The organism is Xanthobacter luteus (assembly GCF_040049235.1).
Taxonomy (GTDB): Bacteria; Pseudomonadota; Alphaproteobacteria; order Rhizobiales; family Xanthobacteraceae; genus Xanthobacter.
The window spans coordinates 433,932-456,573 of record NZ_JBDZDO010000003.1 but is presented as its reverse complement, the minus strand read 5'-3'; the positions used below and the strand labels follow the sequence as shown (position 1 = coordinate 456,573).

At 70.7% G+C, this 22,642-nt stretch carries 24 protein-coding genes and 1 tRNA gene; 16 read left to right on the top strand and 9 right to left on the bottom strand.

Translation table 11 applies throughout. From position 1 onward, the window contains the following. Window positions 1-49: 49 nt before the first annotated feature. Window positions 50-415 (top strand): hypothetical protein, encoded by a 366-nt coding sequence (locus tag ABLE88_RS13225; protein WP_348832146.1) that lies wholly within the window; start codon window positions 50-52, stop codon window positions 413-415. A gap of 19 nt (window positions 416-434) precedes the next feature. Here ABLE88_RS13225 and ABLE88_RS13220 read toward each other — a convergent pair whose 3' ends face one another. Next, on the bottom strand, window positions 435-1,280 hold the full coding sequence (locus ABLE88_RS13220; RefSeq protein WP_348832145.1) for an FTR1 family iron permease: 846 nt from the start codon (window positions 1,278-1,280) through the stop codon (window positions 435-437). Window positions 1,281-1,816: 536 nt separating this feature from the next. Here ABLE88_RS13220 and ABLE88_RS13215 point away from each other — a divergent pair. The 5 genes from ABLE88_RS13215 to ABLE88_RS13195 are packed head-to-tail and all read left to right on the top strand — an operon-like array spanning window position 1,817 to window position 8,137. After that, complete coding sequence (locus ABLE88_RS13215; RefSeq protein WP_348832144.1) at window positions 1,817-3,109, top strand: imelysin family protein; 1,293 nt, start codon at window positions 1,817-1,819, stop codon at window positions 3,107-3,109. 18 nt (window positions 3,110-3,127) lie between these two features. Continuing rightward, on the top strand, window positions 3,128-4,600 hold the full coding sequence (locus ABLE88_RS13210) for a multicopper oxidase family protein (protein ID WP_348832143.1): 1,473 nt from the start codon (window positions 3,128-3,130) through the stop codon (window positions 4,598-4,600). Next, window positions 4,597-5,841 carry a di-heme oxidoredictase family protein gene (locus tag ABLE88_RS13205; RefSeq protein WP_348832142.1) on the top strand — a complete coding sequence of 415 codons (1,245 nt, stop codon included), beginning with the start codon at window positions 4,597-4,599 and terminating at the stop codon, window positions 5,839-5,841. Before ABLE88_RS13210 ends, ABLE88_RS13205 begins: the two co-directional genes overlap by 4 nt. Window positions 5,842-5,899: 58 nt before the next feature. Further along, entirely contained in the window at window positions 5,900-6,985 is a 1,086-nt protein-coding gene (locus ABLE88_RS13200; protein ID WP_348832141.1) for an imelysin family protein, read from the top strand. Between the two features lie 12 nt (window positions 6,986-6,997). Then, on the top strand, window positions 6,998-8,137 hold the full coding sequence (locus tag ABLE88_RS13195) for a DUF1513 domain-containing protein (protein WP_348832140.1): 1,140 nt from the start codon (window positions 6,998-7,000) through the stop codon (window positions 8,135-8,137). 9 nt (window positions 8,138-8,146) lie between these two features. Here ABLE88_RS13195 and ABLE88_RS13190 read toward each other — a convergent pair whose 3' ends face one another. Next, window positions 8,147-8,542 carry an acyl-CoA thioesterase gene (locus tag ABLE88_RS13190; RefSeq protein ID WP_348832139.1) on the bottom strand — a complete coding sequence of 132 codons (396 nt, stop codon included), beginning with the start codon at window positions 8,540-8,542 and terminating at the stop codon, window positions 8,147-8,149. Window positions 8,543-8,776: 234 nt separating this feature from the next. On the opposite strand from ABLE88_RS13190, the gene ABLE88_RS13185 reads away from it, so the two are divergent. From ABLE88_RS13185 to ABLE88_RS13150, 8 genes are all read left to right on the top strand, one after another. Continuing rightward, window positions 8,777-9,988 carry a linear amide C-N hydrolase gene (locus tag ABLE88_RS13185; protein WP_348832138.1) on the top strand — a complete coding sequence of 404 codons (1,212 nt, stop codon included), beginning with the start codon at window positions 8,777-8,779 and terminating at the stop codon, window positions 9,986-9,988. 170 nt (window positions 9,989-10,158) lie between these two features. Beyond that, window positions 10,159-10,467 carry a 50S ribosomal protein L21 gene (rplU, locus tag ABLE88_RS13180; protein ID WP_348832137.1) on the top strand — a complete coding sequence of 103 codons (309 nt, stop codon included), beginning with the start codon at window positions 10,159-10,161 and terminating at the stop codon, window positions 10,465-10,467. A gap of 75 nt (window positions 10,468-10,542) precedes the next feature. Beyond that, complete coding sequence (rpmA, locus tag ABLE88_RS13175; RefSeq protein ID WP_348832136.1) at window positions 10,543-10,815, top strand: 50S ribosomal protein L27; 273 nt, start codon at window positions 10,543-10,545, stop codon at window positions 10,813-10,815. Between the two features lie 158 nt (window positions 10,816-10,973). Then, window positions 10,974-11,600, top strand: a complete 627-nt coding sequence (locus tag ABLE88_RS13170) for a GNAT family N-acetyltransferase (RefSeq protein ID WP_348832135.1) — start codon at window positions 10,974-10,976, stop codon at window positions 11,598-11,600. A gap of 156 nt (window positions 11,601-11,756) precedes the next feature. Then, window positions 11,757-12,515: a ComF family protein gene (locus ABLE88_RS13165; protein ID WP_510182895.1), complete on the top strand. Its 759-nt coding sequence runs from the start codon at window positions 11,757-11,759 to the stop codon at window positions 12,513-12,515. Window positions 12,516-12,577: 62 nt separating this feature from the next. Next, complete coding sequence (grxC, locus tag ABLE88_RS13160; protein ID WP_348832133.1) at window positions 12,578-12,835, top strand: glutaredoxin 3; 258 nt, start codon at window positions 12,578-12,580, stop codon at window positions 12,833-12,835. 114 nt (window positions 12,836-12,949) lie between these two features. After that, window positions 12,950-13,834, top strand: coding sequence for a carbon-nitrogen hydrolase family protein (locus tag ABLE88_RS13155; RefSeq protein WP_348832132.1), 885 nt, complete (start codon window positions 12,950-12,952; stop codon window positions 13,832-13,834). Continuing rightward, the gene (locus tag ABLE88_RS13150) at window positions 13,831-14,313 is read left to right on the top strand and encodes a DUF1178 family protein (protein ID WP_348832131.1); all 483 of its coding nucleotides are present in this window, start codon (window positions 13,831-13,833) and stop codon (window positions 14,311-14,313) included. The genes ABLE88_RS13155 and ABLE88_RS13150 overlap by 4 nt, the downstream gene beginning before the upstream one ends. A gap of 13 nt (window positions 14,314-14,326) precedes the next feature. Here ABLE88_RS13150 and ubiG read toward each other — a convergent pair whose 3' ends face one another. Beyond that, window positions 14,327-15,067 (bottom strand): bifunctional 2-polyprenyl-6-hydroxyphenol methylase/3-demethylubiquinol 3-O-methyltransferase UbiG, encoded by a 741-nt coding sequence (gene ubiG / locus ABLE88_RS13145; RefSeq protein ID WP_348832130.1) that lies wholly within the window; start codon window positions 15,065-15,067, stop codon window positions 14,327-14,329. Between the two features lie 140 nt (window positions 15,068-15,207). Between ubiG and ABLE88_RS13140 the strand changes: the two genes are divergently transcribed. Together ABLE88_RS13140 and hemH are read left to right on the top strand one after the other, a co-directional pair. Continuing rightward, window positions 15,208-15,282 (top strand) — tRNA-Val (locus ABLE88_RS13140). Between the two features lie 197 nt (window positions 15,283-15,479). Beyond that, entirely contained in the window at window positions 15,480-16,544 is a 1,065-nt protein-coding gene (gene hemH / locus ABLE88_RS13135; RefSeq protein WP_348832129.1) for a ferrochelatase, read from the top strand. A gap of 67 nt (window positions 16,545-16,611) precedes the next feature. On the opposite strand, the gene ABLE88_RS13130 is transcribed toward hemH, so the two are convergent. From ABLE88_RS13130 to ABLE88_RS13105, 6 genes are all read right to left on the bottom strand, one after another. After that, on the bottom strand, window positions 16,612-17,490 hold the full coding sequence (locus ABLE88_RS13130; protein ID WP_348832192.1) for a methylated-DNA--[protein]-cysteine S-methyltransferase: 879 nt from the start codon (window positions 17,488-17,490) through the stop codon (window positions 16,612-16,614). Window positions 17,491-17,632: 142 nt separating this feature from the next. Then, the gene (bluB, locus tag ABLE88_RS13125) at window positions 17,633-18,304 is read right to left on the bottom strand and encodes a 5,6-dimethylbenzimidazole synthase (protein WP_348832128.1); all 672 of its coding nucleotides are present in this window, start codon (window positions 18,302-18,304) and stop codon (window positions 17,633-17,635) included. A gap of 20 nt (window positions 18,305-18,324) precedes the next feature. Continuing rightward, the gene (trpS, locus tag ABLE88_RS13120; RefSeq protein ID WP_348832127.1) at window positions 18,325-19,362 is read right to left on the bottom strand and encodes a tryptophan--tRNA ligase; all 1,038 of its coding nucleotides are present in this window, start codon (window positions 19,360-19,362) and stop codon (window positions 18,325-18,327) included. 106 nt (window positions 19,363-19,468) lie between these two features. Continuing rightward, window positions 19,469-20,983 carry a murein biosynthesis integral membrane protein MurJ gene (murJ, locus tag ABLE88_RS13115; protein WP_348832126.1) on the bottom strand — a complete coding sequence of 505 codons (1,515 nt, stop codon included), beginning with the start codon at window positions 20,981-20,983 and terminating at the stop codon, window positions 19,469-19,471. Between the two features lie 119 nt (window positions 20,984-21,102). Then, on the bottom strand, window positions 21,103-21,744 hold the full coding sequence (locus ABLE88_RS13110; RefSeq protein ID WP_348832125.1) for an outer membrane protein: 642 nt from the start codon (window positions 21,742-21,744) through the stop codon (window positions 21,103-21,105). 183 nt (window positions 21,745-21,927) lie between these two features. Continuing rightward, window positions 21,928-22,623 (bottom strand): outer membrane protein, encoded by a 696-nt coding sequence (locus ABLE88_RS13105; RefSeq protein ID WP_348832124.1) that lies wholly within the window; start codon window positions 22,621-22,623, stop codon window positions 21,928-21,930. Between the last annotated feature and the right edge of the window lie 19 nt (window positions 22,624-22,642).

The window sequence follows — 22,642 nt, the reverse complement described above, 5'->3', positions numbered from 1 at the left end:
GCAGCGGTTCCATAGGGTCGGATCGCACTCAAGGTGACGCGAGGGCGGGATGGTCTCAGCGGACATGGTGGAACGCGTGGCGCGTGCCATGCACGCGTTTTCCCGGCAGCGCTACCCGCTGCTGGAGGACTGGGACCAATTGGCCCCGGAGCGCCGCGCCTATCAGCGCCAGCTCGCCGCCCACGCGCTGCAGGCGCTCACGCCCCAGGACATCGTCCTCATCACCACGCGCAACGCGCCGGAGATCGCCGCTCTGCCGATGGAGCCCAACCCGTGGGCGCTGGCGGAACTCCAGGAGGCCGCCATCTCCGACAACGGCACCGCGCGCGATGCGCGGCGGCGCTATCGCTCGCTGCTCGCCACCGCCTGCCTGCCGCTGGCGACGCGCCACGCCGACGAGGGCGCGACCCCCTGATCTTGAGCCGGAGCCGCCCTCAGGCGCGCGCGGCGCCGGCGGATTGCGGCTTCGCGCGGGCGATGCGGCCATTGACCACGGCCGAGAGGGCGACGATCACGGCCACCGTCGCGCCATAAGCGATCAGCTGCATCCCGGTGGGCTCGGCACGGTAGCCCACCAGCGTGCGCAGCACCCGCCCCACCGCGCTGTCGTCGGCGAGCAGCCAGGTGGAGTTCCACACCGGATCGGCCAGCGACTGGATGAAGCCGGCATCCTGGAGGATGCCCACCACCTGGGCGGAAAGGCCCGCCGCCAGCAGCGTGATGAGGATGGTGGTGACTTTGAAAAGGTGCTTCAGCGGAATGGCCACCAGCCCGCGATAGAGCACGAACGACACCAAGGCGCCGCCGACGAGCCCGAGCCCGGCGCCGAGCGCCACGTCGACCGCGCTCTCCGCGCCGGTGGCGACGATGCCGTACATGAAGAGCACGATCTCGACGCCCTCGCGCAGCACTGCCATGCCGACCACGACGGCGAGCGCGGCGAGCGGTTTGCGCCCCTCCTTCACGTCGCGCCCGACGGCCTTCATCTCGGCCACCATCTCGCGCCCGTGGCTCGCCATCCAGACCACGGTCCACACCAGCATCACCACCGCCACCGAGAGGATGGCGGCGTTGAGCACGTCCTGCCCGGAGCCATCGAACAGGCCGGAAATCCGGTCGGCGAACAAGGCAAGGAGCGCCGAGCCCAGGACGCCGGCGATCAGGCCGGCGGAAATGAAGAGCGCGCGCCCGCGTATGCCCTCGGTCGCGGCGAGCACCACACCGACCACCAGCCCGGCTTCCAGCACCTCGCGGAACACGATCAGCAACGCAGCAAGCATGGCCCGGGCCCTCGATACACCCTGCGGCGCCGCCCCGGAGACTCATGCCGGAACGTGAACGCAGCAGGAACCGGCGGAATACGCGCGGCCGCCGGATGGAATCCAAATTCGAATGGGAATTACCTTGCGTAATCGCGCGATAACTCGATTTTCGGCCCCGAGTCCTACACCGCAGCGCCGCACCTGTCATCGGGAACGCCCTTTATTTGATTTGGAATAATTCCATTTTTCAGCGATTCACGCCGCATGAGCGTGTCGCGAATGGCGAAGAAATGCTTGGTGGGCGCGTATTGGCGACGCGCTCTCGCGGGTTTGAAGAAATCGACCCCATCCACCGGCGACGATGATTTGTCACGCCCGGCTCCGTCGAGCCCGCTTCATCTTTTCCGACACCGCAATTGGTGGCGAATTCATACCGTGGAACAATTCTATTCTTTATCGCGCGCCTTGCTCCCGCGGGGACCTCTCCCTAAGGTCGCGGCACGGGCGAAATGCCCTCTCCCATCTTAAACGCGCCCATCCGAGGAGACAGGTCGATGCGCGTCCACATCATGATTGGCGCACTCGCGGCAGCGATCGGCGCATCGGTTTGCGCGATGCCGGCGCATGCGGAGGCTCCGAAGGCGCCCAAGGCGCGCGACGTCATCGTGCACTATGCCGACCTCGCGCAGACGATGTACGAGGGCGCGACGCTTGCGGCCAAGGCGCTGCAGGCCAAGGTGGACGCGTTCATCGCCGCCCCCAGCGCCGAGACGCTCGGCGCCGCGCGCGATGCCTGGCGCAAGGCGCGCGAGCCCTACCAGCAGACCGAGGCGTTCCGCTTCGGCAACCCCATCGTCGACGAATGGGAGGGCAACGTGAACGCCTGGCCGCTCGACGAAGGCCTGATCGACTATGTGGAGACGAAGTCCTACGGCGAGACCTCGGACGAGAATCCGCTTTATACCGCCAACATCATCGCCTCGAAGTCGATCCGCGTCGGCAAGAAGACCATCGACGTCACCAAGATCACGCCCAAGCTGCTGCACGACCTCAATTCCGCCGGCGGCGTCGAGGCCAACGTGACGAGCGGCTGGCACGCCGTCGAATTCCTGCTGTGGGGCCAGGACCTGCATGGCACCGCCAAGGGCGCCGGCGAGCGGCCCTATACCGACTACGACGCCAAGGCCTGCACCCACGGCAATTGCGAGCGCCGCGCCCAGTATCTCAAGGTCGCCACCGACACGCTGGTCGCCGACCTCGACGAGATGGCCAAGGCCTGGGGCCCGAAGGGCAAGGCCCGCGCCGCGCTCATGAAGAAGAAGGACAAGGCCGGCCTGGCGGTGATCTTCACCGGCATCGGCTCGCTCTCCTACGGTGAACTGGCGGGTGAGCGCATGAAGCTCGGCCTGATCCTCCACGACACCGAGGAGGAGCACGACTGCTTCTCCGACAACACCCACAATTCGCACTATTTCGACGAGGTGGGGATCCGCGACGTCTATTATGGCCGCTACAAGAAGGCCGATGGCAGCGAGGTCACCGGCGCCTCGGTCGCCGATCTGGTGCGCGCCGCCGACCCGAAGGCCGCCGACGAGATCGACGCCGCGTCCGACGCGGCGCTCGCCGCGCTGAAGAAGATCAAGGACGCGGGCGACAGCGGCGAGATGTATTACGACATGATGCTGGCCGAGGGGAACGCGGCCGGCAACAAGATGATCCAGGACGGGGTCGACGCCCTCGTCGCCCAGGCCCACGCCTTCGAGCGCGGCGTCGCGGCGCTGAAGCTGCAGATCAAGATGGAGGGCTCGGACAGCCTCGACGATCCGAGCAAGGTCGGCAAGAAGTGAGGCCAGCGGGAGCATCGCATGATCTCACGGCGGGGTTTCGTTCTGGGGGGAGCGGCGGCGGGAACGCTGGCGCTCTCCCCCTCTGCCGCCGGACCGATGCCGCGCTCCCTCGACACCTTGCCCGCCGATGCGCCGGTGCGCCCCTTCTCTTTGCTCGCCAAGGAGATGGAGGTGCCCCTGCTCGGCGCGGGCAAGCCGGCGACGCGCCACGTCTGCGCCTATAACGGCACGCCGCTGCTGCGCGTGCGCGCCCGGCGGGGCACCCGCCTCAAGGTGGATTTCCGCAACCAATTGCCCGACCCGACCACGGTCCACTGGCACGGCGTGCGCGTGCCCTATCTGTCGGACGGCGTCGCCCCCATCACCCAGGAGCCGATCCCGCCTGGCGCCTCCTTCGCCTATGACGTGCCGCTGCCCGATCCCGGCTTCTATTTCTTCCATCCCCATTGCGACGAGACCGGCCAGGTGGGGCGCGGTCTGGTGGCGCTGCTGCTGGTGGACGACCCGGCCGAGGAGAAGGTCCCGTTCGACCTCGAGCACGTGATCGTGGTGAAGGACTGGCGCCTCGGCGAGGACGGCCAGTTCCTCGATATGTTCACCAACGACGGCGCCGCCACCGCCGGCACCTTCGGCACCGTGCGCGCCACCAACGGCCGGGTGCTGCCGCCGCGCGTTGCGGCGCCGGCCTACGGCGACGTGAGGGTGCGCGCCATCGTCGCCGATTCCACCCGCGTCATCGATTTCGGCTGCGACACCGAGGATGCGGCCATCCTCGCCTGCGACGGGCAGGCGATCCCGCCGGTCCGCCTCGACAAGGTTCCGGACGGCGTCTGGCGCATGGGCCCGGCCCAAAGGCTCGACGTCCATGTGCGCATGCCGGGGCCGGGCGCGGAAGTGAAGATCTACGACTACCGCACCGCCGAGCCCTATCTGCTCACCACCCTCGTGGCGGTGGACAAGGGCAAGAAGAAGCGCCCCTTCAAGCCGCTCGCCTTGCCGATCGCCAAGGAGGTGCCGCAGGCCGACCTCACGCGGGCGAAGCGCCTCGACTTCCTGGTCCAGACGGCGGCGGGCGCCATCGCCGTCGCGCCGCCGCTGCCGCCCGGCGACCCGCTCGCCAAGGCGCTGATCGATTCGCTCTGCGTCGGCGACAAGACCTTCTGGGCCATCAACCGCAATTCCTGGGGCGCGGGGGCGGATCTGCGCCTGCCGCCGCCGCTCGACGAGCTCCATGACGGGGAGAGCTACGTCCTCTCGATCGCCAACGTGACCAAGCACCCCCACCCGATGCACCTGCACGGCCACATCTTCCGCGTGCTCTCCTCGTCGCGGAAGAAGGGCGTGCCGCAATATCTCGCCGACACGGTGCTGGTGGAGCCCAACGAAAGCGTGGAGATCGCCTTCAAGGCGACCAGTGGCGACTGGGTGTTCCATTGTCACATCCTCGAGCACATGGATTCCGGCCTCATGGGCTGGTTCCGGATCACATGAGCGCGCGGCGCCTCCTCGCCGCCGCGGGCGCGCTCCTCCTGCTTCTGCCGCAGCCGGCCGGCGCCCTCGACCAGCTCGACATCAAGATCGGCAAGGCGCTGTTCAAGCGCCCCTGGGTGCCGGCGCCCGCCTCCACCCGCGGCGATGACGGGCTCGGCCCGCTGTTCGACGCGCGCTCCTGCGCCTCCTGCCATCCCAAGGATGGGCGTGCCGCCGCCCGCTTCGACGCCGAGGGGCATTTGGAAGGCCGCGGCGTGGTGCTGATGATCGGCGCGCCGGACGGCGCGGGCGATCCGGTCTACGGCCGCAGGCTGCAGATCGACGCCGCCCCCGGCATCCGCGCCGAGGGCGTGCTCGGCGCCCGCGACGAATTCCTTCCCGACGGGCGGCGCGCCCGCCATCCGCAGGCGAGCGATCTCGGCTACGGCCCGCTCGCGCCCCCGAGCGGCGTGTCGCTGCGCGTCGCGCCGGACCTCTACGGCCGCGGCGCCATGGCCCGCATCACCGACGCCGACATCCTGGCGCTGGAGGCCGAGCAGGCGCGCGCCGGCGGCGAGGTCTCCGGCCGCGCCCGGCGCATCGCCCGGCCGGACGGGCGGGTGGAGATCGGCCGGTTCGGCTGGAAGTCCGCCCACCCGACGCTGCGCGAGCAGATCGCCGAGGCCTTCTTCCTCGACCTTGGCATGTCCAACCCGCTCCACGGCGCGCCATGGGGCGACTGCACCCCATCCCAGGCCGCCTGCCGGAATGCCCCGCACGGCCAAAGCGAGGGCTCCCGCGGGCCGGAGGGCAATGCGCTGGAGATCGGCGACCCCATCCTCTCCCGGGTGGTGGCCTATGTGGCCACGCTCCCGGTCCGCGCGCCGGACGGCGCGCCGTCCGAGGAGGGCGCGCGCCTGTTCGCCGCCACCGGCTGCGCCGCCTGCCACCGCCCGCAGATCGGCGCCGGCGCGGACCGCGCCCGCCTGTTCTCCGACCTCCTCCTCCACGATCTGGGCGAGGGCTTGAAGGACGGCATGGCCGAGCCCGGCATCGCCCCCACCGAATGGCGCACCGCCCCGCTCGCCGGCCTTTCGGACGCGCTCGCCCGCGCCACCGGGCTGCTCCATGACGGGCGCGCCCGCGACGTGCCGGAAGCGATCGCCTGGCACGGCGGCGAGGCGGCCAGCGCACTGCGGCGTTTCAACGCCCTCACCGGTCCACAGAAGGCCGCGCTCGTCGCTTATGTCTCGTCGCTGTAGCGTCGCCTCGAAAGCCGGCCGCGGCCGGCCGCATTCTCATCGCCGGGAGCCGTGCGACATGACCTTTAGCCGCCCCTTCGCCCTCGCCCGCCGCGCGGCGCTCGCTTTGATCCTGGCGGCCGGCGTGCCGGCTGTGCCGGCCGCCGCCGCCAGCCTCGATCCGGTGCCGCCGATCGAGACCTGGCTGCTGCCGCGCTACGACGCCTTGGTGCAGACCACCGCGGCCCAGAAGGACGCCTGGGGCGCCTTCTGCGCCAAGCCGGAGGCGGCGGGCGTCGGCGCGCTGAAGGACGCCTACCGCGCCGCGGACGACGCCTGGAACGCGGTGGAGTTCATCACCTTCGGGCCGGTGACGCTGTCGCTGCGCGCCGACCGGTTCTCGTTCTTCCCCGACCGGCGCAATGCCGTCGCCCGCGCCATGGCGGAGGTGATCGGCGACACCGATGCGGACCGCCTCGCGCCCGAGCGCTTCGCGCAGGCGAGCGCCGCGGTGCAGGGCCTGCCGGCCATGGAGCGGCTGCTGTTCGAAGAGGGCGCGGACGCCGCGCTCGTCGCCGGCGGCGAGGCGGCGCGGCGCTGCGCTTTCGGCAGCGCCATCGCCGGCAATCTCGCGCGCATCGCCGCCGAGATCCGCGCCGGCTGGGGCGACCGGACCTCCGGCGCGCTCGGCGCCATCGTCTCCGGCAAGGGCGACCCGGCCTTGTTCCCGGACGTGGGCGCGCTGCCGGGCATGATCCTCACCGACCTCGCCGGCGCCTATCAGCGGGTGACCGACACCAGGATCCTGCCCGTGCTCGGCGCCGGGCCGTCCGAGGCCAAGCCGACGCTGGCCGACAATTGGCGCTCGGGCCGCTCGGGACGGGTTGTGAAGTCCATGATCGAGAGCGCCGACGCGCTGCTGAAGGCGATCGCGCTGCAATTGCCGAGCCGGCCGCAATTCGTGGTGAACAAGGCCGCCACTGCCGCCGATCAGGCCGCCGCCGCCTTTCCCGTCGATCTCGGCGCGGCGGCGCAGACGGCCTCCGGCGCGGCGGCGATCCAGGCCGCCGTCAAGGCGTTCAAGGGCGCGCAGATCACGGTCTACAAGCCCATCGCCTCCTATTTCGGCATCTCGCTGGGCTTCAACGCGCTCGACGGCGACTGAGGAGACCCGCCCATGACCGGCACCGCCAACGGCATCACGCGCCGCGCCTTCCTCGCCGCCTCCGGCGCGCTGCTCGCCGGGCCGGGGCGCGCATTCGCGGGCGGGCTCCACGCTTTCGACCACGCCGTCGAGGAGGGCTGGATCACCACCGCCGGCGTGGAGGAGGGCTTTGCCGCGGTGGCGGTCGACGGCGCCTTCGCCGCCGCCGAGCGCGCGCCGGCCCCGGCGCGGCTGCACGGCATCGCGCCGAGCCCCGAAGGCCCGCTGGCCGTGGCCGTGGGGCGGCGGCCCGGGCATGTGGCCATCGTCTTCGACCGCCGCCACGGCGGCGAGGTGGCCCGCTTCGCGCCCGGCGCGGGCCGGGTGTTCTCCGGCCACGGGCGCTTCACGCCGGACGGCGCGCTGTTCCTCACCAACGAGATCGAGCGGCCGGCGGGCGGCCCGGTGCCCACCATGGGGCGGGGCGTGGTCGCCGTGCGGCGCGTCGATGCCGGCTTCGAGGTCGTCGGCGAATGGGCGAGCGGCGGCGACGGCCCGCACGACCTCATGCGCTCCGGCGCGGCGCTGGTGATCGCCAATGGCGGCGTCGAGCCCAACACGCCGGAGGCGCGCGACGCCGAGGCGACCGGCTCGGGCATCACGCTGCTCGATCCCGCCTCAGGCTCCATCCGGGGCGAGGGACGCCTGTCCGCCGACCTCGCGAGCCTCTCGCTGCGCCACCTCGACCGCGACGGCCGGGGCGGCACGGTGGCGGCGGCGCAGGAGCTGCTGAAGGACGGCGTTGCGCGGCCTTTGCTCTTCGCCATCGCCGCTTCGGGGGCGCTGACGCCGTTCGACGCCCCGGAGAACGAATGGCGCGCCTTGCGCGGCTATGTGGGCTCGGTGGCCTATGACCGCTCGGGCCGGTTCGTCGGCTGCGCCAGCCCGCGCGGCGGGCGGGTGGCGGTGTGGCAGGCCGACGGGCGCTATCTCGGCGCCGTGCCGCTGAACGACGGCTGCGGCCTCGCGGCGGGGCCGGAGACCGGCACCTTCGTTGCCACCTCCGGCTATGGCGAGGTGGTGCGCATCGCCGCCGCGCGCGACGGCGTTGCCATCACCGCGCGGCGCACCGGCGGCCCGCGCTTCGACAACCACATGGTGGCGCTGGGCTGAGGTCGCCCTTCATTCCGGCGGCGGCACGGGGCGCGGGCGGCCGCTCTCGTCGATGGCGACGAAGGTGAACACCGCCTCGGTCACCTTGGTGGTCTCCTCGCTCGCGCGGGCGCGCCGCCAAGCCTCCACCTCGATGCGCAGCGAGGTTCGCCCCTCCCTGGCGATATGGGCGAACAGGCTCACCTCGTCGCCCACGGCCACGGGCGAGAGGAAGCTCATGGCCTCCACCGCCACAGTGGCCGTGCGCCCGCGCGCCCGGCGCGCCGCCACGTTGCCGGCGGCAAGGTCCATCTGCGACATGAGCCAGCCGCCGAAAATGTCGCCGTTCGGATTGGTGTCCGCCGGCATGGCGATGGTGCGGATCACCGGAATGGCGGACGGCATCTTCGACTCTTTGTCGTACATGGAGGGTCTCCGGCAGGGCTCGGGCTGGGCCGTAGGGCCATCCGCCCACCGAATTAGACAAATTCGCGCCCGCGCACAGCCAAAATTGATCCCCCGCAGGGCCCTTCGCCTTGCTTGGGGAGAGGATGCGGGCGCCATCCGCTTCGGGCTATGCTCGGGCACCGGCGGGTCGGCGCGCCTCAGCGCGCCACGCGGCGGCGCAAGACGCGGCGCCCACCGGCCGAGGAGAATCCCATGCCGTCATGTTCCAAGACCTGTGAGCCGGTGCGCGGCGCCGCTTCCCGCAGACGGGGCGGACGCGCCGCGGCCCTGTGCGGACTGGCCATCGCGGCCGCCGCCACCGGCCTCGCTGCGAGCCATGTCGGCACCCTCGCCTTGGGCGCCGGCGCGGCCCTCGTGGGCGGCCTGGTGCTGGGCGCGGGCCGGGCTGAGGCCTGCACCCGCGCGGTCTATCTCGGCGGCGAGGGGGTCAACATCACCGGCCGCAACATGGACTGGTCGGAGGACATGCGCACCAACCTCTGGGTCTTCCCGGCCGGCATGGCGCGCACCGGAGCGGCCGGCGGCGACACGCCCAAATGGACCTCCAAATATGGCAGCCTGATCGCCTCGGGCTATGACGTGGGGACCGCCGACGGCATGAACGAGAAGGGGCTGGCCGCCAATCTGCTCTATCTCGCGGAATCGGAATATCCCGCCGCCGGCGGCAGGCCGGTGCTCTCCATGGCGCTGTGGGCGCAATATGTGCTCGACAATTTCGCCACCGTCGCCGAGGCGGTAGACGCGCTCGCCAAGGAGACTTTCGTGGTGCGCACCGCGGTGCTGCCCAATGGGCGGGCGGCGCAACTCCACCTCGCCATCTCGGACGCCTCCGGCGACAGCGCCATCTTCGAGTATCTCGGCGGCAAGCTCGTCATCCATCACGGCCGCCAGTACCAGGTGATGACCAACTCGCCGACCTTCGACCAGCAGCTCGCCCTCGATGCCTATTGGGAGGAGATCGGCGGCGAGGTGTTCCTGCCCGGCACCTTCCGGGCCGCGGACCGGTTCGTGCGCGCGAGCTTCCTCATCAAGTCGCTGCCCACCAAGGCCGAGCCCGCCATCATCTCGGCGGTGCCGGACCGGTCCTATGACAACCAGGCGGTGGCCTCGGTGGCGAGCGTGATGCGCGCGGTGAGCGTGCCCCTGGGCTTCACCACCCCCGGCGCGCCGAACCTCGCCCAGACCATCTGGCGCACGGTGAGCGACCAGAAGAACAAGGTCTATTTCTTCGATTCGTCCACCAGCCCCAACAGCTTCTGGGTGCCGCTCGGGGACCTCGACCTCAAGCCCGGCGCGCCGGTGAAGAAGCTCACCCTCACCGGCGGCAAGGTCTATGCCGGCAATGCGGCGGCCCGGTTCGAGCCGGCCGAGCCCTTTCCCTTCATGCCGGTGGACGTGAAATAGCGCCCCGGCGCCGGCCGGCGCCGCGCCTTGCGCGGGCGCCCGCCCGTTGCCAATCGCGGCCGTTTGCGGTAAGGAGCCCGCTTCGCGTGGGCGCTTGCGTCCGCATCCCTGAAATTTCCGACCGGAAGAAGCCCGCCCTTCGAGGCGTGGCGGAACAGAGCGAGACAAGAATGTTCGCGGTCATCAAGACGGGCGGCAAGCAGTACCGCGTCGCCGCCGACGACGTCATCACGGTAGACAAGATCGAGGCCGAGGCCGGCGCGTCCGTCTCCTTCCCGGTCCTCATGCTCGGCGGCGAAAGCATCGTCGTGGGCGCCCCCCTGGTGGAGGGCGCGGCGGTGACCGCCGAGGTGGTGGAGCAGACGCGCGGCGACAAGGTCATCGCCTTCAAGAAGCGCCGCCGGCAGAATTCGCGCCGCAAGCGGGGCTTCCGCGCCGACCTCACGGTCGTGCGCATCACCGAGATCCGCGGCGCCTGAGCCGCCCCCTTTAACGCAAGGCCGCGCCGGCCCATGGCCGCGGACGAGGCCTGAGAACGAGATCAGGAGAGCAAGATGGCTCACAAGAAAGCAGGCGGCTCCTCGCGCAACGGTCGCGATTCGGAGAGCAAGCGCCTGGGCGTGAAGCGGTTCGGCGGCCAAGCCGTGGTCGCGGGCAATATCATCGTGCGCCAGCGCGGCACCAAATGGCATCCCGGCCTCAATGTGGGCATGGGCCGCGACCATACTCTGTTCGCGCTCATCGAGGGCAAGGTCGAGTTCCGCACCAAAGCCAATGACCGAACCTTCGTATCCGTCATTCCCGCCGCCGCCGAGGCGGCCGAGTAAGCGGCGAGACCTGAAAATGCAGGGTCCCGCCGGTGTCGCCGAACCGGGGGGAGCCTGACCAGGACCGCGCACCGCGCAACTGGGCTCCCGAGAACCGGGGAGGCGGCAAGCCTCTCCGGTTTTTCATTTGTCGCACCGACCGTCGACAGGAGCCCGCAATGACGACCATCGAGACCACGCCCGGAGCGCCGCTCGCGGAAAGCTGTATCCCCGTCCTCGAGACCGAGCGGCTGGTGCTCCGCGCCCCGCGCATCGAGGACGTCGCTGCCGTCGCGGAGCTCGCCAACAACCGCAAGATCGCGGAGATGACCGCGAACCTGCCCTATCCCTACCGGGCCTCCGACGCCCGCGCCTTCGTGGAGACCCTCGGCGCCGCTCCGGACGCCGCCAGCTTCGCCGTGTTCCTCAAGCGCAAGGGCGACCTCGGCTTCGCCGGCATGTGCTCCTTCGGCCGCCGCGCCGGCGAGAGCGCCCCGGAGATCGGCTATTGGATCGGCGAGCCCCATTGGGGCCTCGGCATCGCCACCGAGGCGGTGCGCGCCGTGATCGACTACGCCTTCTCCGAGACCGAAACCGAGCTCATCATCGGCGCCGCCCGGGTGGTCAATCCCGCCTCGCGCCGGGTGCTGGAAAAGTGCGGCTTCCAATGGTCGGGCGTCGGCCTGTGCCGGGTCAAGGCGCTCGGCGCCTCGGTGCCGGTGGACCGGTTCCAGCTCGACCGGCGCATCTGGGCTTCGCTGCGCGCCTGGGGCGCCGCCGCTTTGCCCCGCCGCCTCGCCCATTGAGGCGCGGCGGGCGCCGCTTACCATCCGGAAGGGGGCGCCGCGTGTCAGCGGGCACCGCGCGGCCCCTCTCCCCGTTGGGGGAGAGGGCAGCGTGGTGCCATCTTTACAGCCGCCGTCCGTCCACCCATGGTTGCGCCGGGAGGGGGCCTCATGCTCCTGTCATCGTCGCATCTCGGTCCGGCCGCCGGCGCCCTGCGTCGTCTGGGGCAGAGCGTGCTCGGCCTGGCCTTGCCGCCGACCTGCATCTCCTGCGCCCAGGTGACCGGCGCCGAGGGCGGCCTGTGCGGGACCTGCTGGAGCCGCCTCGCTTTCATCACCCGTCCGTATTGCGAGCGCACCGGCGCCCCCTTCGCCTATGACGCCGGCGCCATGCTCAGCGCCGACGCGGCCGCCGATCCGCCCAGCTTCCACCGGGCACGCGCGGCGGTGGTGTTCGAGGGCGTGGCGCGGGACCTGGTCCACAATCTCAAATATGCCGACCGCCTAGATCTGGCACGGCCCATGGCGCGCCTCATGCGCCAGGCCGGCGCCGAGCTGCTCGCCGAGGCCCATGTGCTGGTGCCGGTGCCGCTCCATCCGCTGCGCCTGTGGCGGCGGCGCTTCAACCAGGCGGCGCTGCTGGCGCGCCACATCGCCCGCGAGAGCGGCGTGCCGGCCCGCACCGATCTGCTCGCGCGCACGCGCGGGACGCCGTCACAGACCACGCTGTCGCGCGCCGCGCGGCGCGCCAACGTGGCAGGCGCCTTCGCCGTCCGCGGCGATGCAGCATGTCGGGTCGCCGAAGCGCGCGTGGTCATCGTCGACGACGTCTACACCACGGGCGCGACGCTCGACGCCTGCGCCCGCGCGCTGGTCCGCGCAGGTGCCGCGCGAGTGGACGCCTTGACCTTCGCGCGGGTTGTGGAAACGGGCTGAATCCCTATGATGCGACGCTTTCGTGACGGCATTCGCCCCGTCGCGGCCACCTGTGACATCCCATGAAGCCAATCGTCATCTACACCAAGAGCTATTGTCCCTATTGCCATGCGGCCAAGGAGTTGCTGCGCCGCAAAGGCTGGACCTTCACCGAGATCGACGTCACCACCGACGCCGAGGGCCAACAGGACATGGCGCGCCGCGCCCACGGGCGCACCACGGTGCCCCAGATCTTCATCGGCGATGCCCATGTGGGCGGCTGCGACGATCTCTACGCCCTCGAGGAGGCCGGCAAGCTCGATTCCCTGATGGCGGCCTGACCGCCGCCCGGCCTGCGTCGTGCGCGCCGCCGTGACACGGCGCGTCCACATGGGTTAGTCATGGACCGACTGCGGACCGCGCGCGCGCCGCCCCACCCATCGAGAGATCATTGCATGACCTCCTCCGACACGCCGACCACCCTGCGGGTGGGACTCGTGCAGATGCGCTCCGGGCGCGAGGCCGGGGCCAATCTGGAGGCCGCGCGCGCCTTGGTGCGCGAGGCGGCCCGCGACGGCGCCCAATACGTTCAGACCCCCGAGACCACGAACATGATGGAGCTCGACCGCGCGCTCCTGTTCGAGAAGCTGGCCGCGGAGGAGGACGACATGACCCTCGCCGGCCTGCGCGCGGCGGCGCGGGAGGAGAAGATCCACCTCCATGTCGGCTCGCTGGCCCTCAAGGTGTCGGAGAACCGAGCCGTCAACCGCGCCTTCCTGATCGATCCCGAGGGCGAGATCACCGCCCGCTACGACAAGATCCACATGTTCGACGTGGATCTCGGCAATGGCGAGAGCTATCGCGAATCCAACGCCTATCGCCCGGGCGAGCGCGCCGTGCTGGCGCAGATCGGCGCCGTGCCGGTCGGCGTCACCATCTGCTACGACCTGCGCTTCCCGGCGCTCTACCGCGCCCTGGCCGAGGCGGGGGCGAGGGTGCTCACGGTTCCCGCCGCCTTCACCCGGCCCACCGGGGAAGCCCACTGGCAGGTGCTGCTGCGCGCCCGCGCGATCGAGAACGGCGCCTATGTGCTCGCCGCCGCCCAGGGCGGCCGGCACGAGAATGGCCGCGAGACCTACGGGCATTCCTTGATCGTCGATCCCTGGGGCCGTGTGATCGCCGAAGGCGGCACCGATCCGGGCGTGATCCTGGCCGAGCTCGATCTCGCCGAGGTCGCCGCCGCCCGCGCCCGCATCCCCTCGCTCACCCATGGGCGGCGCTTCGAGGTGGCGGCTCAGGGACAGAGCGGGCACCTGCACGTGGTCGGGGCGACATCGTGATTCGCTACACGCTGACCTGCGCCTGCGGCCACCGCTTCGAGAGCTGGTTCCCGTCCTCGGAGAGCTATGACGGCCAGCGTGCGCGCGGGCTCGTGACCTGCCCGAGTTGCGGCGCCACCACGGTGGAGAAGGCGGTGATGGCGCCCGCCGTCGCCCGCACCGACAAGACCGGCCGGCCCGCCGTGTCGGCGGCTCCCGATCCCGCCCGTGAGGAGGCCCCGCCGGGCGCGACCCCGGTGGCGCTCATGGGCCGCCCCGAGGGCGAGCTCGCCGATCTGCTGCGCCGGCTGCGCGACCACGTGGTCTCGAACGCCGATTATGTGGGTGCCGATTTCGCCGACCTCGCCCGCAAGATGCACGAAGGCGAGCTGGAGCATCGCTCGATCTATGGCGAGGCGACCAAGGACGAGGTGAAGGCCCTGCGCGAGGACGAGGTGGAGGTGTTCCCGCTGCCCGTTTTGCCGGAGGACCGCAACTGAACTGTCTTTTAGTTCAGCTACGCGCGCAAACCAGAAAATAGTTCACGTCCATGTCCTCGCTGAGGCGGAAGGCGCTCTTCAGCGGGTCATAGACCATGCCGGCCTTCTCGGCGACCGCGAAGCCTACGCCGGCCAGCGTCGCCTCGAGCTCGTCGGGGGTGATGAAGCGGTCCCAGCGGTGCGTGCCCGGCGGCAGCCAGCGCAGCACGTATTCCGCGCCGACGATGGCGAGGGCGAAGCTCTTCGGGGTGCGGTTCAGGGTCGAGAGCACCAGCGCGCCGCCCTCCGCCACCAAAGCGCCGGCGGTGCGCACGAACAGCGCCACGTCCGCCACGTGCTCCACCACCTCCAGCGCCACCACCACGTCGAAGCGCGCGCCGCGCGCCAGGAGCTCCTCGGCGGTGACGGGGAAATATTCGATGTCGAGCCCCGCCTCGGCGGCGTGGGCGCGCGCCACCTCGACATTACCGGGGGCGGGATCGATGCCGGTCACCTGCGCGCCCATGCGGGCGAGCGGCTCGCTGAGCAGCCCGCCGCCGCAGCCGATGTCGAGCACCGAGAGGCGCTTGAGCGGGCGCAGCGCGCGCGAATCGCGGCCGAAGCGGCGCACCAGCGCATCGCGCAGGAAGGCGAGGCGCGCCGGGTTCATGGCGTGCAGCGGCGCCATCTTGCCCTTCTCGTCCCACCACTGCGCCCCGAGCGCGTCGAAGCGGGCGACCTCGGCGGGATCGACTGTCGGCTGGGTTTGGGACATGGCGACCTCCTGTCGGCAAAATCCATACGCCGCCCCACCTTCCGGAGCAAACCGACGGGCCGCCGCGCCGTCCACCATTGCCTGCGCGCCCCGCCTTGCCTCCGGCGAGAGGAGCCGATATAGAGGCCGCTCCTGCGGAGGGGCGCGTAGCTCAGCGGGAGAGCACTACGTTGACATCGTAGGGGTCACAGGTTCGATCCCTGTCGCGCCCACCATCCCTCCTTCTTCCCGTCCTGTCCGGCAGATGCCCGCCCTTCCGGGCGGCCTCCGCTCGGTCGCGCGGGCCTGCGGCAAGGGCGCGCGCATCCGTGGGCGCCGGCGCCGCGTAAAAGACATGGAGGTCGCCGGCGCATTGACCGGCGCCGCGCCCGTGCCCCAATGGCAGCGCGCCCGGCCGCCAGAGGTTGAGAGAATGAACGAGAGCGTCGCCCCCGCCTTCACGCCCGACACCTCCCCTTTCCCGAAGGACCACCCGCAGGTGGCCTTTGGCCGGATCGGCGTGCTGATCGTCAATCTGGGTACCCCGGAGGGCACGGACTACTGGTCCATGCGCGCCTATCTGAAGGAGTTCCTCTCCGACCGGCGGGTGATCGAGGTGAACCGCATCGTGTGGTGGTTCGTGCTCAACGCCATCGTGCTCACCAAGCGCCCCGGCCCCAAGGGCAAGGACTATGCGAGCATCTGGAACAATGAGCGTAACGAAGGCCCGCTGAAGACCATCACCCGCGACCAGGCCGAGAAGCTCGCCGCGCACCTTGCCGCGCGCGACCCGCGCATCGTGGTGGACTGGGCCATGCGCTACGGCAAGCCGCCCATCGCCGAGCGCATCGCGGCGCTCCAGGCGCAGGGCTGCGAGCGCATCCTGATCGTGCCGCTCTATCCGCAATATTCCGCCGCCACCACCGCCACCGTCTGCGACAAGGCGTTCGACGCGCTGAAAGCCATGCGCTGGCAGCCCATCATCCGCGTCGCCCCGCCCTGGCACGACGACCCGGTCTATATCGACCAGGTGGCGACCTCGCTGGAACAGCACCTTTCCGCCCTGGATTTCGAGCCGGAGGTGATCCTCGCCTCGTTCCACGGCGTGCCGAAATCCTACCTCCTGAAGGGCGATCCCTATCACTGCCAGTGCGCCAAGACCGCCCGCCTCCTGCGCGCGCGCCTTCGCATGGGCGAGGACAAGCTGCGCCTCACCTTCCAGTCCCGCTTCGGCACCGAGGAATGGCTCCAGCCTTATACCGACATGACGGTGAAGGCGCTGGCGGAGAGCGGCGTGAAGCGGCTCGCGGTGTTCAATCCCGGCTTCGTCGCCGACTGCCTGGAGACGCTGGAGGAGATCGGCAGCGAGAACAAGGAGATCTTCCTGCACCATGGCGGCGCGCACTTCGCCGCCATCCCCTGCCTCAACGCCACGCCGGAGGGCATGCGGGTGCTGGAGGCGGTGGTGGAGCGGGAACTGAGGGGGTGGGTGGGGTAGGCCGCGCCATCTTCGTCCGCCGGCGGGCTCCGCGCTGAAAGGCGCCGATCCTCGCCCGGCCGCTGCCTCACCCCGCCTTCGGCTCCACCTTGCCCGCTTCCCAGCCCAATATGGCGCGCTTGCGGGTCAGGCCCCAGTGATAGCCGGTGAGATCGCCGCTCTTGCCGAGCACGCGGTGGCAGGGCACCACGAACGAGATGGGGTTCTTGCCCACCGCCGCGCCCACCGCCCGCGCCGCCTTGGGGCTGCCCACGTGCTCGGCGATGGTGGAATAGGTGGTCGCCCGGCCGAGCGGGATGCGCAGCAGCGTCTCCCAGACACGGATCTCGAAGTCCGTGCCGATGAAGACAATGCGCAGCGGCTGGTGGTCCCGGCAGGCTCCGGGGGAGAAGATGCGCGCCACCAGCGGGGCGGTGGCGGCCGGCTCCTCGACGAAGGCGGCATTGGGCCAGCGCGCGCGCATGTCGGCGAGCGCCGCCGCCTCCTCTCCCGCATCGGCGAAGGCGAGGCCGCACAGGCCGCGCGGCGTCGCCATGGCGAGCGCCATGCCGAACGGCGAGGGATGGAAGCCGTAGCGGATGAGGAGGCCGGCCCCGCCGGTCTTCCATTCGCCCGGCGACATGGCCTCGTGCACCACGAACAGATCGTGCAGCCGGCCCGGGCCGGACAGGCCCAGTTCCAGCGCCGCATCGAGCACGTTGGCGCTCTCGGCGACGATGCGGCGGGCACGATCCAGCGTCACCGCCTGAAGGAACGCCTTCGGGGTGAGCCCGCACCAGCGGCGGAAAAGCTCCGTGAGGGCGCGCGCGGATACGCCGGCGGCGGAGGCGATCTCCTCCACCTCCGGCTGGCGGCGCACGTGGAGAGACACGTATTCCACCGCGCGGCGCACCACGTTGTAGTCGCTGGCGGCGATCTCCAGCGGCGTGGCGGGCGTCGCGGTCATGGGGCGGCGCGCGGGAAGGAGCGGGGCATCGAGCGCCAGCACGGGGCATCTCCCTGGACATGAACGATGCGCATTCCAGCAGAGGCTTGAAAGCGTGGCCACCCGATTTCGCCGGCTTTGGAAGTGACAGGCGCGGACCGGCTCATGGGGTCTCCCGCCGCCGGGCGCCGAAGCGCTCCGAGAACACCAGATCCGCGAGCGCGAGGCGCCGGCGCCAGCCGGCCCGCTCGAGGTCGGGCGTGGCGGCAAAATGCGAGACGTAGCCGATGCATAGCAAGGCGATGGGCAGGACGTGCTCGGGAATGCCGAGGATCGTCCTGAGGTCCGAAAGCGAGAGGATCGAGACCCAGCCGAGCCCGAGATTTTCCGCCCGCGCCGCGAGCCAGATGTTCTGCACCGCGCAAACCGTTGAGAATAGGTCCATTTCGCTCTGGTGCGTGCGCCCGAGCACCACCGGGCCGGCGCGGTCGCGCTCGCAGGTGACGCACAGCAGCAGCGGCGCCTCGCACAGCCCTTCCAGCTTCAGCGAGCGGTAGAGGCCCGCCCGCTTGCCGTCGAACATGGCCGCCGCCTCGGCATTGGCGCGGGTGAAGGCGGCGTGCAGCGCCGCCTTGGTGGCAACATCCTGAACCACAATGAAATTCCACGGCTGAAGGAACCCAACCGAGGGGGCGGCGTGGCCGGCGGCGAGCAGGCGGTCCACGACGGCGTCGGGGACCTCGTCCGGCAGGAACTCCCGGCGCACGTCGCGGCGGCTGTCGATGCAGCGGTAGACCGCGGCGCGTTCCTCGTCCGTGAACGCGTCGTCGGCCATGCCCGCCTCCCGCGGAATGCTCAGGAACGCACGAGCCCGACAATGTCCTTCACGTCGCGCATCGTCTCGTCGGCTATCACCCGCGCTCGGCGCGCACCATCCGCGAGAATAGCGTCGATCGCGCTGGGGTCGCCCATCAGGCGCTGCATCTCGGCGCCGATCGGGCCGAGCTTTTCCACCGCGAGGTCGACCAAAGCGCCCTTGAAGGTGGAGAACTGGGCATTGCCGTACTCGGTGAGCACCTGCGCCTTCGAGGTGTCGGCGAGCGCGGCGAAGATGCCGACCAGATTGTCCGCCTCCGGCCGACCCTTCAGGCCCTCCTCCTCGGAGGGCAGCGGCTCGGGGTCGGTCTTGGCGCGGCGCACCTTGGAGGCGATGGCGTCGGCGTCGTCGGTGAGGTTGATGCGGGAGAAGTCGGAGGCGTCCGACTTCGACATCTTCTTCGCCCCGTCCCGCAAGCTCATGACGCGGGTGGCGGGACCCGCGATCAGCGGCTCGGTCAGGGGGAAGTAGCCGTCCGGATGGCCGTTGGCGGCGATCGAAGCGGCGAAGTCGTTGTTGAACTTCATGGCGATGTCGCGCGTCAGCTCCAGATGCTGCTTCTGGTCCTCGCCCACCGGCACATGGGTGGCGCGGTAGAGCAGGATGTCCGCGGCCATCAGGGTCGGATAGGCGAACAGGCCGACCGAAGCGTTCTCGCGGTCCTTGCCGGCCTTCTCCTTGAACTGCGTCATGCGGTTGAGCCAGCCCATGCGGGCGACGCAGTTGAAGATCCAGGCGAGCTCCGCGTGGCCGGAGACCTGGCTCTGGTTGAAGACGATGTGGGCCTTGGGATCGATGCCGCAGGCGATGAACGCCGCCGTCACCTCACGGATGTGGCGGCGCAGCTCCTGCGGGTCCTGCCAGACCGTGATGGCGTGCAGGTCCACCACGCAATAGATGCAGGCGTGGGTCTTTTGCAGCTCCACGAAGCGCTTGATGGCGCCCAGATAATTGCCGAGGTGCAGATTGCCCGTGGGCTGCACGCCGGAGAAGACGCGTTCAACGACCGCCGCCATGGCGACCTCCTCGATGGCGGCACACCGCCTCAAAACCCGGATCGCCCTGCGCGGGCGTGGGGCGTCATAGAACGCCGGCGCGGCCGGGCGCAAGGCCGCTCCCGCCTCAGCCGGCCTGGCGGCCCCGCAGGAGGGCGCGCAGCGGCAGCAGCAGGGCGCCATAGACGAGGGCGCCGGCGCCGATGAGCGCGCCGAGACGCAAGGCGGCGGCAAGGCCCGCGCCCTCCGGGGCGGGCCAGGAGGCGGCGAGCGCCGCGACCGCCGCCGCCATGGCGAGCGTCGCGCCGCAGATGCCGGCCCCGGCGAAGAGGAGCCCGCGCTCCAGCCGCAGCGCGCCGCGCCGGGCCAGCAGCGCGCCGAGCGCCAGGATCGCGCCGGCAGCCGAGGCGGCGGCGCCGCCCGCCGCCCCCGCCGGTCCGAAGGCCGCGCCGAGCCCGGCGCCGGAAGCAAGGCACAAAGCCAGCGAGAGCAGCGCCACCTTCTCGGCCGCGCGCACGAGGCCCGCCGCCGAGGCGGCGGCGGCGAGGATGCGCTCCAGCCCCTGGAGCGGCAGCGAGAGCGCCAGCACGGCGAGGAACAGCGCAGTCGCCCGCGCATCCTGTGCATCGAAGCTGCCGCGCTGGAACAAGGTGACGACGATCGGCTCGGCGAGCACCCAAAGACCCGCCGCCGCCGGCAAGGCGAAGGCGAGCGCGGCCACCAGCGCGCGCGCGGCGGAATCCCCCTCCCCCTTCTCGCGCACCAGGGCCGGCAGCAGCACCGCGCCGGCGCTGGCGCCCACGAGGCCGAGCGGCAGGTCCATCAGGCGCTGGGCGTAGTTCAGCGCCGCCACCGCGCCGGGCACGGCGGAGACCAGGGCGATGACGATGATGAGGCGGAACTGGCTCATGCCGGCGAACAGCAGCGCCGGAGAGGCGGCGCGCAGCACCGCAAGGCCGCCGCGCCAGTCGGCTACGGCACCAAGGAAGCGCGCCGGCGGGCAGAAGCGCGCCGCCGCCAGCATCAGCGCCAATTGGGCAAGGCCGGCCGCCACGCTCGCCGCGGCGATGGCGAAGGCGGCGGCGTCGCTCTCCATCAGCCCCTCGGCGAGCAGCGCCGCGATCACCGCCAGCACGGTGAGGTTCGCCGCCATGGGGGCGAGCGCGGGCAGGAGCACGCGGTGCGCGCGGTTGGCGATGCCGCCGAAGATCGCGGCCATGCCAGAGAGCGGCAGATAGAGCACGGCGACGCGCCCGCACAGCACCGCCACCTCGGCGCGCGCCCCGCCCGCCTCGAAACCCGGCGCGAGCAGTCCGATCACCTCGCGCATGAAGACGGCGGCCAGCACCGCCGCCGCCAGCAGGGCGCCGGCGAGCAGCACGAAGGCCGCCTTGGCGAGGCCGCGCGCGCCGGCGGCCCCGCCCGCCTCCGCCTCGGCGAGTGCGGGAAGGAAAGCGAGGTTGAAGGCGCCCTCCGCCAGCAGGCGGCGCGCCAGCAGCGGCAGCGCCAGAGCGGCGACGAGGCCGTCCGCCACCGGCCCGACACCGAGCACGGCGGCGGTGGCGGCATCCCGCGCGAAGCCGAGCAGGCGCGAGCCGAGGGTCGCGGCCGAGACGAGCGAGGTGCGGACGAGGAGCGACATCGCGCCCGCTATGCCGCGCCTGTGCCGCCATGTCGATGGGGGAAGCGACGCCGCCCGGCCAGAAAAAGGGCCGGCCCCTTGCGGGAACCGGCCCTCTCCCCCGCACCCGGACGGGAAGATCAGAACTTGTAGTTGATGCCGATCTTCGCGGTGTGAGCGGTGACGCCCGCGTCGGCGCCGATATTGTCGTAATATTTCGAGCCGAGGTCGGTGTAGAGATACTCGGCCTTGGCGGTCCAATGGTCGGTGAGGGCATATTCGATGCCCGCGCCCGCGGTCCAGCCCACATGGGTCTGCGACTGGCTCCAGCCGAGCGTGTCGACGGAATTGTTGCCGTAGGCGAGACCGCCCGTCACGTAAGGCAAAACGCGGTCGAACGCATAGCCGAGACGGCCGCGCACCGTGCCGAGCATGTCGAGGCTGCTGGACAGGCCGCCGGTGGAGGCGGAGATGTCGCCGCCCTGCAAATCGGCCTCGATGCCGGCCACCACATTGTTCGCGAACTGATAGTTGAATCCCACCTGGCCACCGGCGAACCAGCCGGACGGGTTGACGTCGGCAAGGTTCAGGGCATCGGTGCCGCTGCCCCAGCCGTAGCCGGCATTGCCGCCGATATAAAAGCCGGTCCAGGAGAAGACCGGCGCGGGCACCACGGTCGGCGCCTTGGCGACCGGCGCCGGCGCGCGGCCGAGATCAGCCGCCAGGGCCGGTCCCGCCACCATCACCGAAAGCACCGCCCCCGCAAGCACGACACCCTTCATGACCCACCTCTTCCTCGATCGGCGGGCACGCTGGCAGGCCGAGCCGGCCATGCGATGGCCGGCCAAGGGCGAAGCCGTGGCAGGGTGGTGACGCCGCTCACGAGCGCGTGTGCGGACGCTGCGGAAAGCAAAAAGGGCTCCCGGCGACGCCGGGAGCCCTGAGGTCGAGGATGTGGTGGTCGATCAGAACTTGTAGTTCACGCCGGCCTTGAGCACGCTCATGTCGAAATTGGTCTTCACCTGATCGCCGTTCAGATAGGTGTAGCCGTCGCCGTCGAACGAGAGGTACTGATACTCGCCCTTGACGGTCCAGTTGTTGGTGATGGCGTATTCGAGACCGCCACCGATGGTCCAGCCCCAGTGGGTGCTGTCCGAGGTCCAGCCGAACGGGCCGGTATAGGAGGTGTTGGCCCAGGCCGCGCCGCCCGTGATGTAGGGCAGGAAGCGGTCCACGGCATAGCCGAGGCGGGCGCGGATGGTGCCGTAGGTGTCGAGGCTCTGGGAAGCCAGCGCGCCGGCCACCGGGCCGCCGATCAGCAGGTTGTTGGAGCCGATGTCGGCGAACTGGAGATCGGCCTCGAGGCCGAGCACCACGTTGTTGGCGAACTGGTAGTTGAAGCCGGCCTGCAGACCACCGGTGAAGCCGTCGGCATTGCCGAGGTCATAGGAATAGGTCGGGCCGAGGAACGGGGTGTAGTCGAAGGAGCTGTTGCCCCACGCATAGCCGACGTTGCCGCCGATGTAGAAGCCGGTCCACGAGAACATCTGCACCGGGACCACCGCCGCCTTCACCGGATAGCGGGTGCCGAGATCCGCGGCGGAAGCCGAGGCCGCCATCAGCGCGAGGGCAGAAACTCCGAGAAGGGTACGCTTGAACATGACAGTTACCTTCTTGTTG

Coding starts and splice junctions, on each gene's coding strand:
- ABLE88_RS13225 (WP_348832146.1), top strand. CDS start 50: ATGGTCTCAGCGGACATGGTGGAACGCGTGGCGCGTGCCATGCACGCG.
- ABLE88_RS13220 (WP_348832145.1), bottom strand. CDS start 1,280: ATGCTTGCTGCGTTGCTGATCGTGTTCCGCGAGGTGCTGGAAGCCGGG.
- ABLE88_RS13215 (WP_348832144.1), top strand. CDS start 1,817: ATGCGCGTCCACATCATGATTGGCGCACTCGCGGCAGCGATCGGCGCA.
- ABLE88_RS13210 (WP_348832143.1), top strand. CDS start 3,128: ATGATCTCACGGCGGGGTTTCGTTCTGGGGGGAGCGGCGGCGGGAACG.
- ABLE88_RS13205 (WP_348832142.1), top strand. CDS start 4,597: ATGAGCGCGCGGCGCCTCCTCGCCGCCGCGGGCGCGCTCCTCCTGCTT.
- ABLE88_RS13200 (WP_348832141.1), top strand. CDS start 5,900: ATGACCTTTAGCCGCCCCTTCGCCCTCGCCCGCCGCGCGGCGCTCGCT.
- ABLE88_RS13195 (WP_348832140.1), top strand. CDS start 6,998: ATGACCGGCACCGCCAACGGCATCACGCGCCGCGCCTTCCTCGCCGCC.
- ABLE88_RS13190 (WP_348832139.1), bottom strand. CDS start 8,542: ATGTACGACAAAGAGTCGAAGATGCCGTCCGCCATTCCGGTGATCCGC.
- ABLE88_RS13185 (WP_348832138.1), top strand. CDS start 8,777: ATGCCGTCATGTTCCAAGACCTGTGAGCCGGTGCGCGGCGCCGCTTCC.
- rplU (WP_348832137.1), top strand. CDS start 10,159: ATGTTCGCGGTCATCAAGACGGGCGGCAAGCAGTACCGCGTCGCCGCC.
- rpmA (WP_348832136.1), top strand. CDS start 10,543: ATGGCTCACAAGAAAGCAGGCGGCTCCTCGCGCAACGGTCGCGATTCG.
- ABLE88_RS13170 (WP_348832135.1), top strand. CDS start 10,974: ATGACGACCATCGAGACCACGCCCGGAGCGCCGCTCGCGGAAAGCTGT.
- grxC (WP_348832133.1), top strand. CDS start 12,578: ATGAAGCCAATCGTCATCTACACCAAGAGCTATTGTCCCTATTGCCAT.
- ABLE88_RS13155 (WP_348832132.1), top strand. CDS start 12,950: ATGACCTCCTCCGACACGCCGACCACCCTGCGGGTGGGACTCGTGCAG.
- ubiG (WP_348832130.1), bottom strand. CDS start 15,067: ATGTCCCAAACCCAGCCGACAGTCGATCCCGCCGAGGTCGCCCGCTTC.
- hemH (WP_348832129.1), top strand. CDS start 15,480: ATGAACGAGAGCGTCGCCCCCGCCTTCACGCCCGACACCTCCCCTTTC.
- ABLE88_RS13130 (WP_348832192.1), bottom strand. CDS start 17,490: ATGACCGCGACGCCCGCCACGCCGCTGGAGATCGCCGCCAGCGACTAC.
- bluB (WP_348832128.1), bottom strand. CDS start 18,304: ATGGCCGACGACGCGTTCACGGACGAGGAACGCGCCGCGGTCTACCGC.
- trpS (WP_348832127.1), bottom strand. CDS start 19,362: ATGGCGGCGGTCGTTGAACGCGTCTTCTCCGGCGTGCAGCCCACGGGC.
- murJ (WP_348832126.1), bottom strand. CDS start 20,983: ATGTCGCTCCTCGTCCGCACCTCGCTCGTCTCGGCCGCGACCCTCGGC.
- ABLE88_RS13110 (WP_348832125.1), bottom strand. CDS start 21,744: ATGAAGGGTGTCGTGCTTGCGGGGGCGGTGCTTTCGGTGATGGTGGCG.
- ABLE88_RS13105 (WP_348832124.1), bottom strand. CDS start 22,623: ATGTTCAAGCGTACCCTTCTCGGAGTTTCTGCCCTCGCGCTGATGGCG.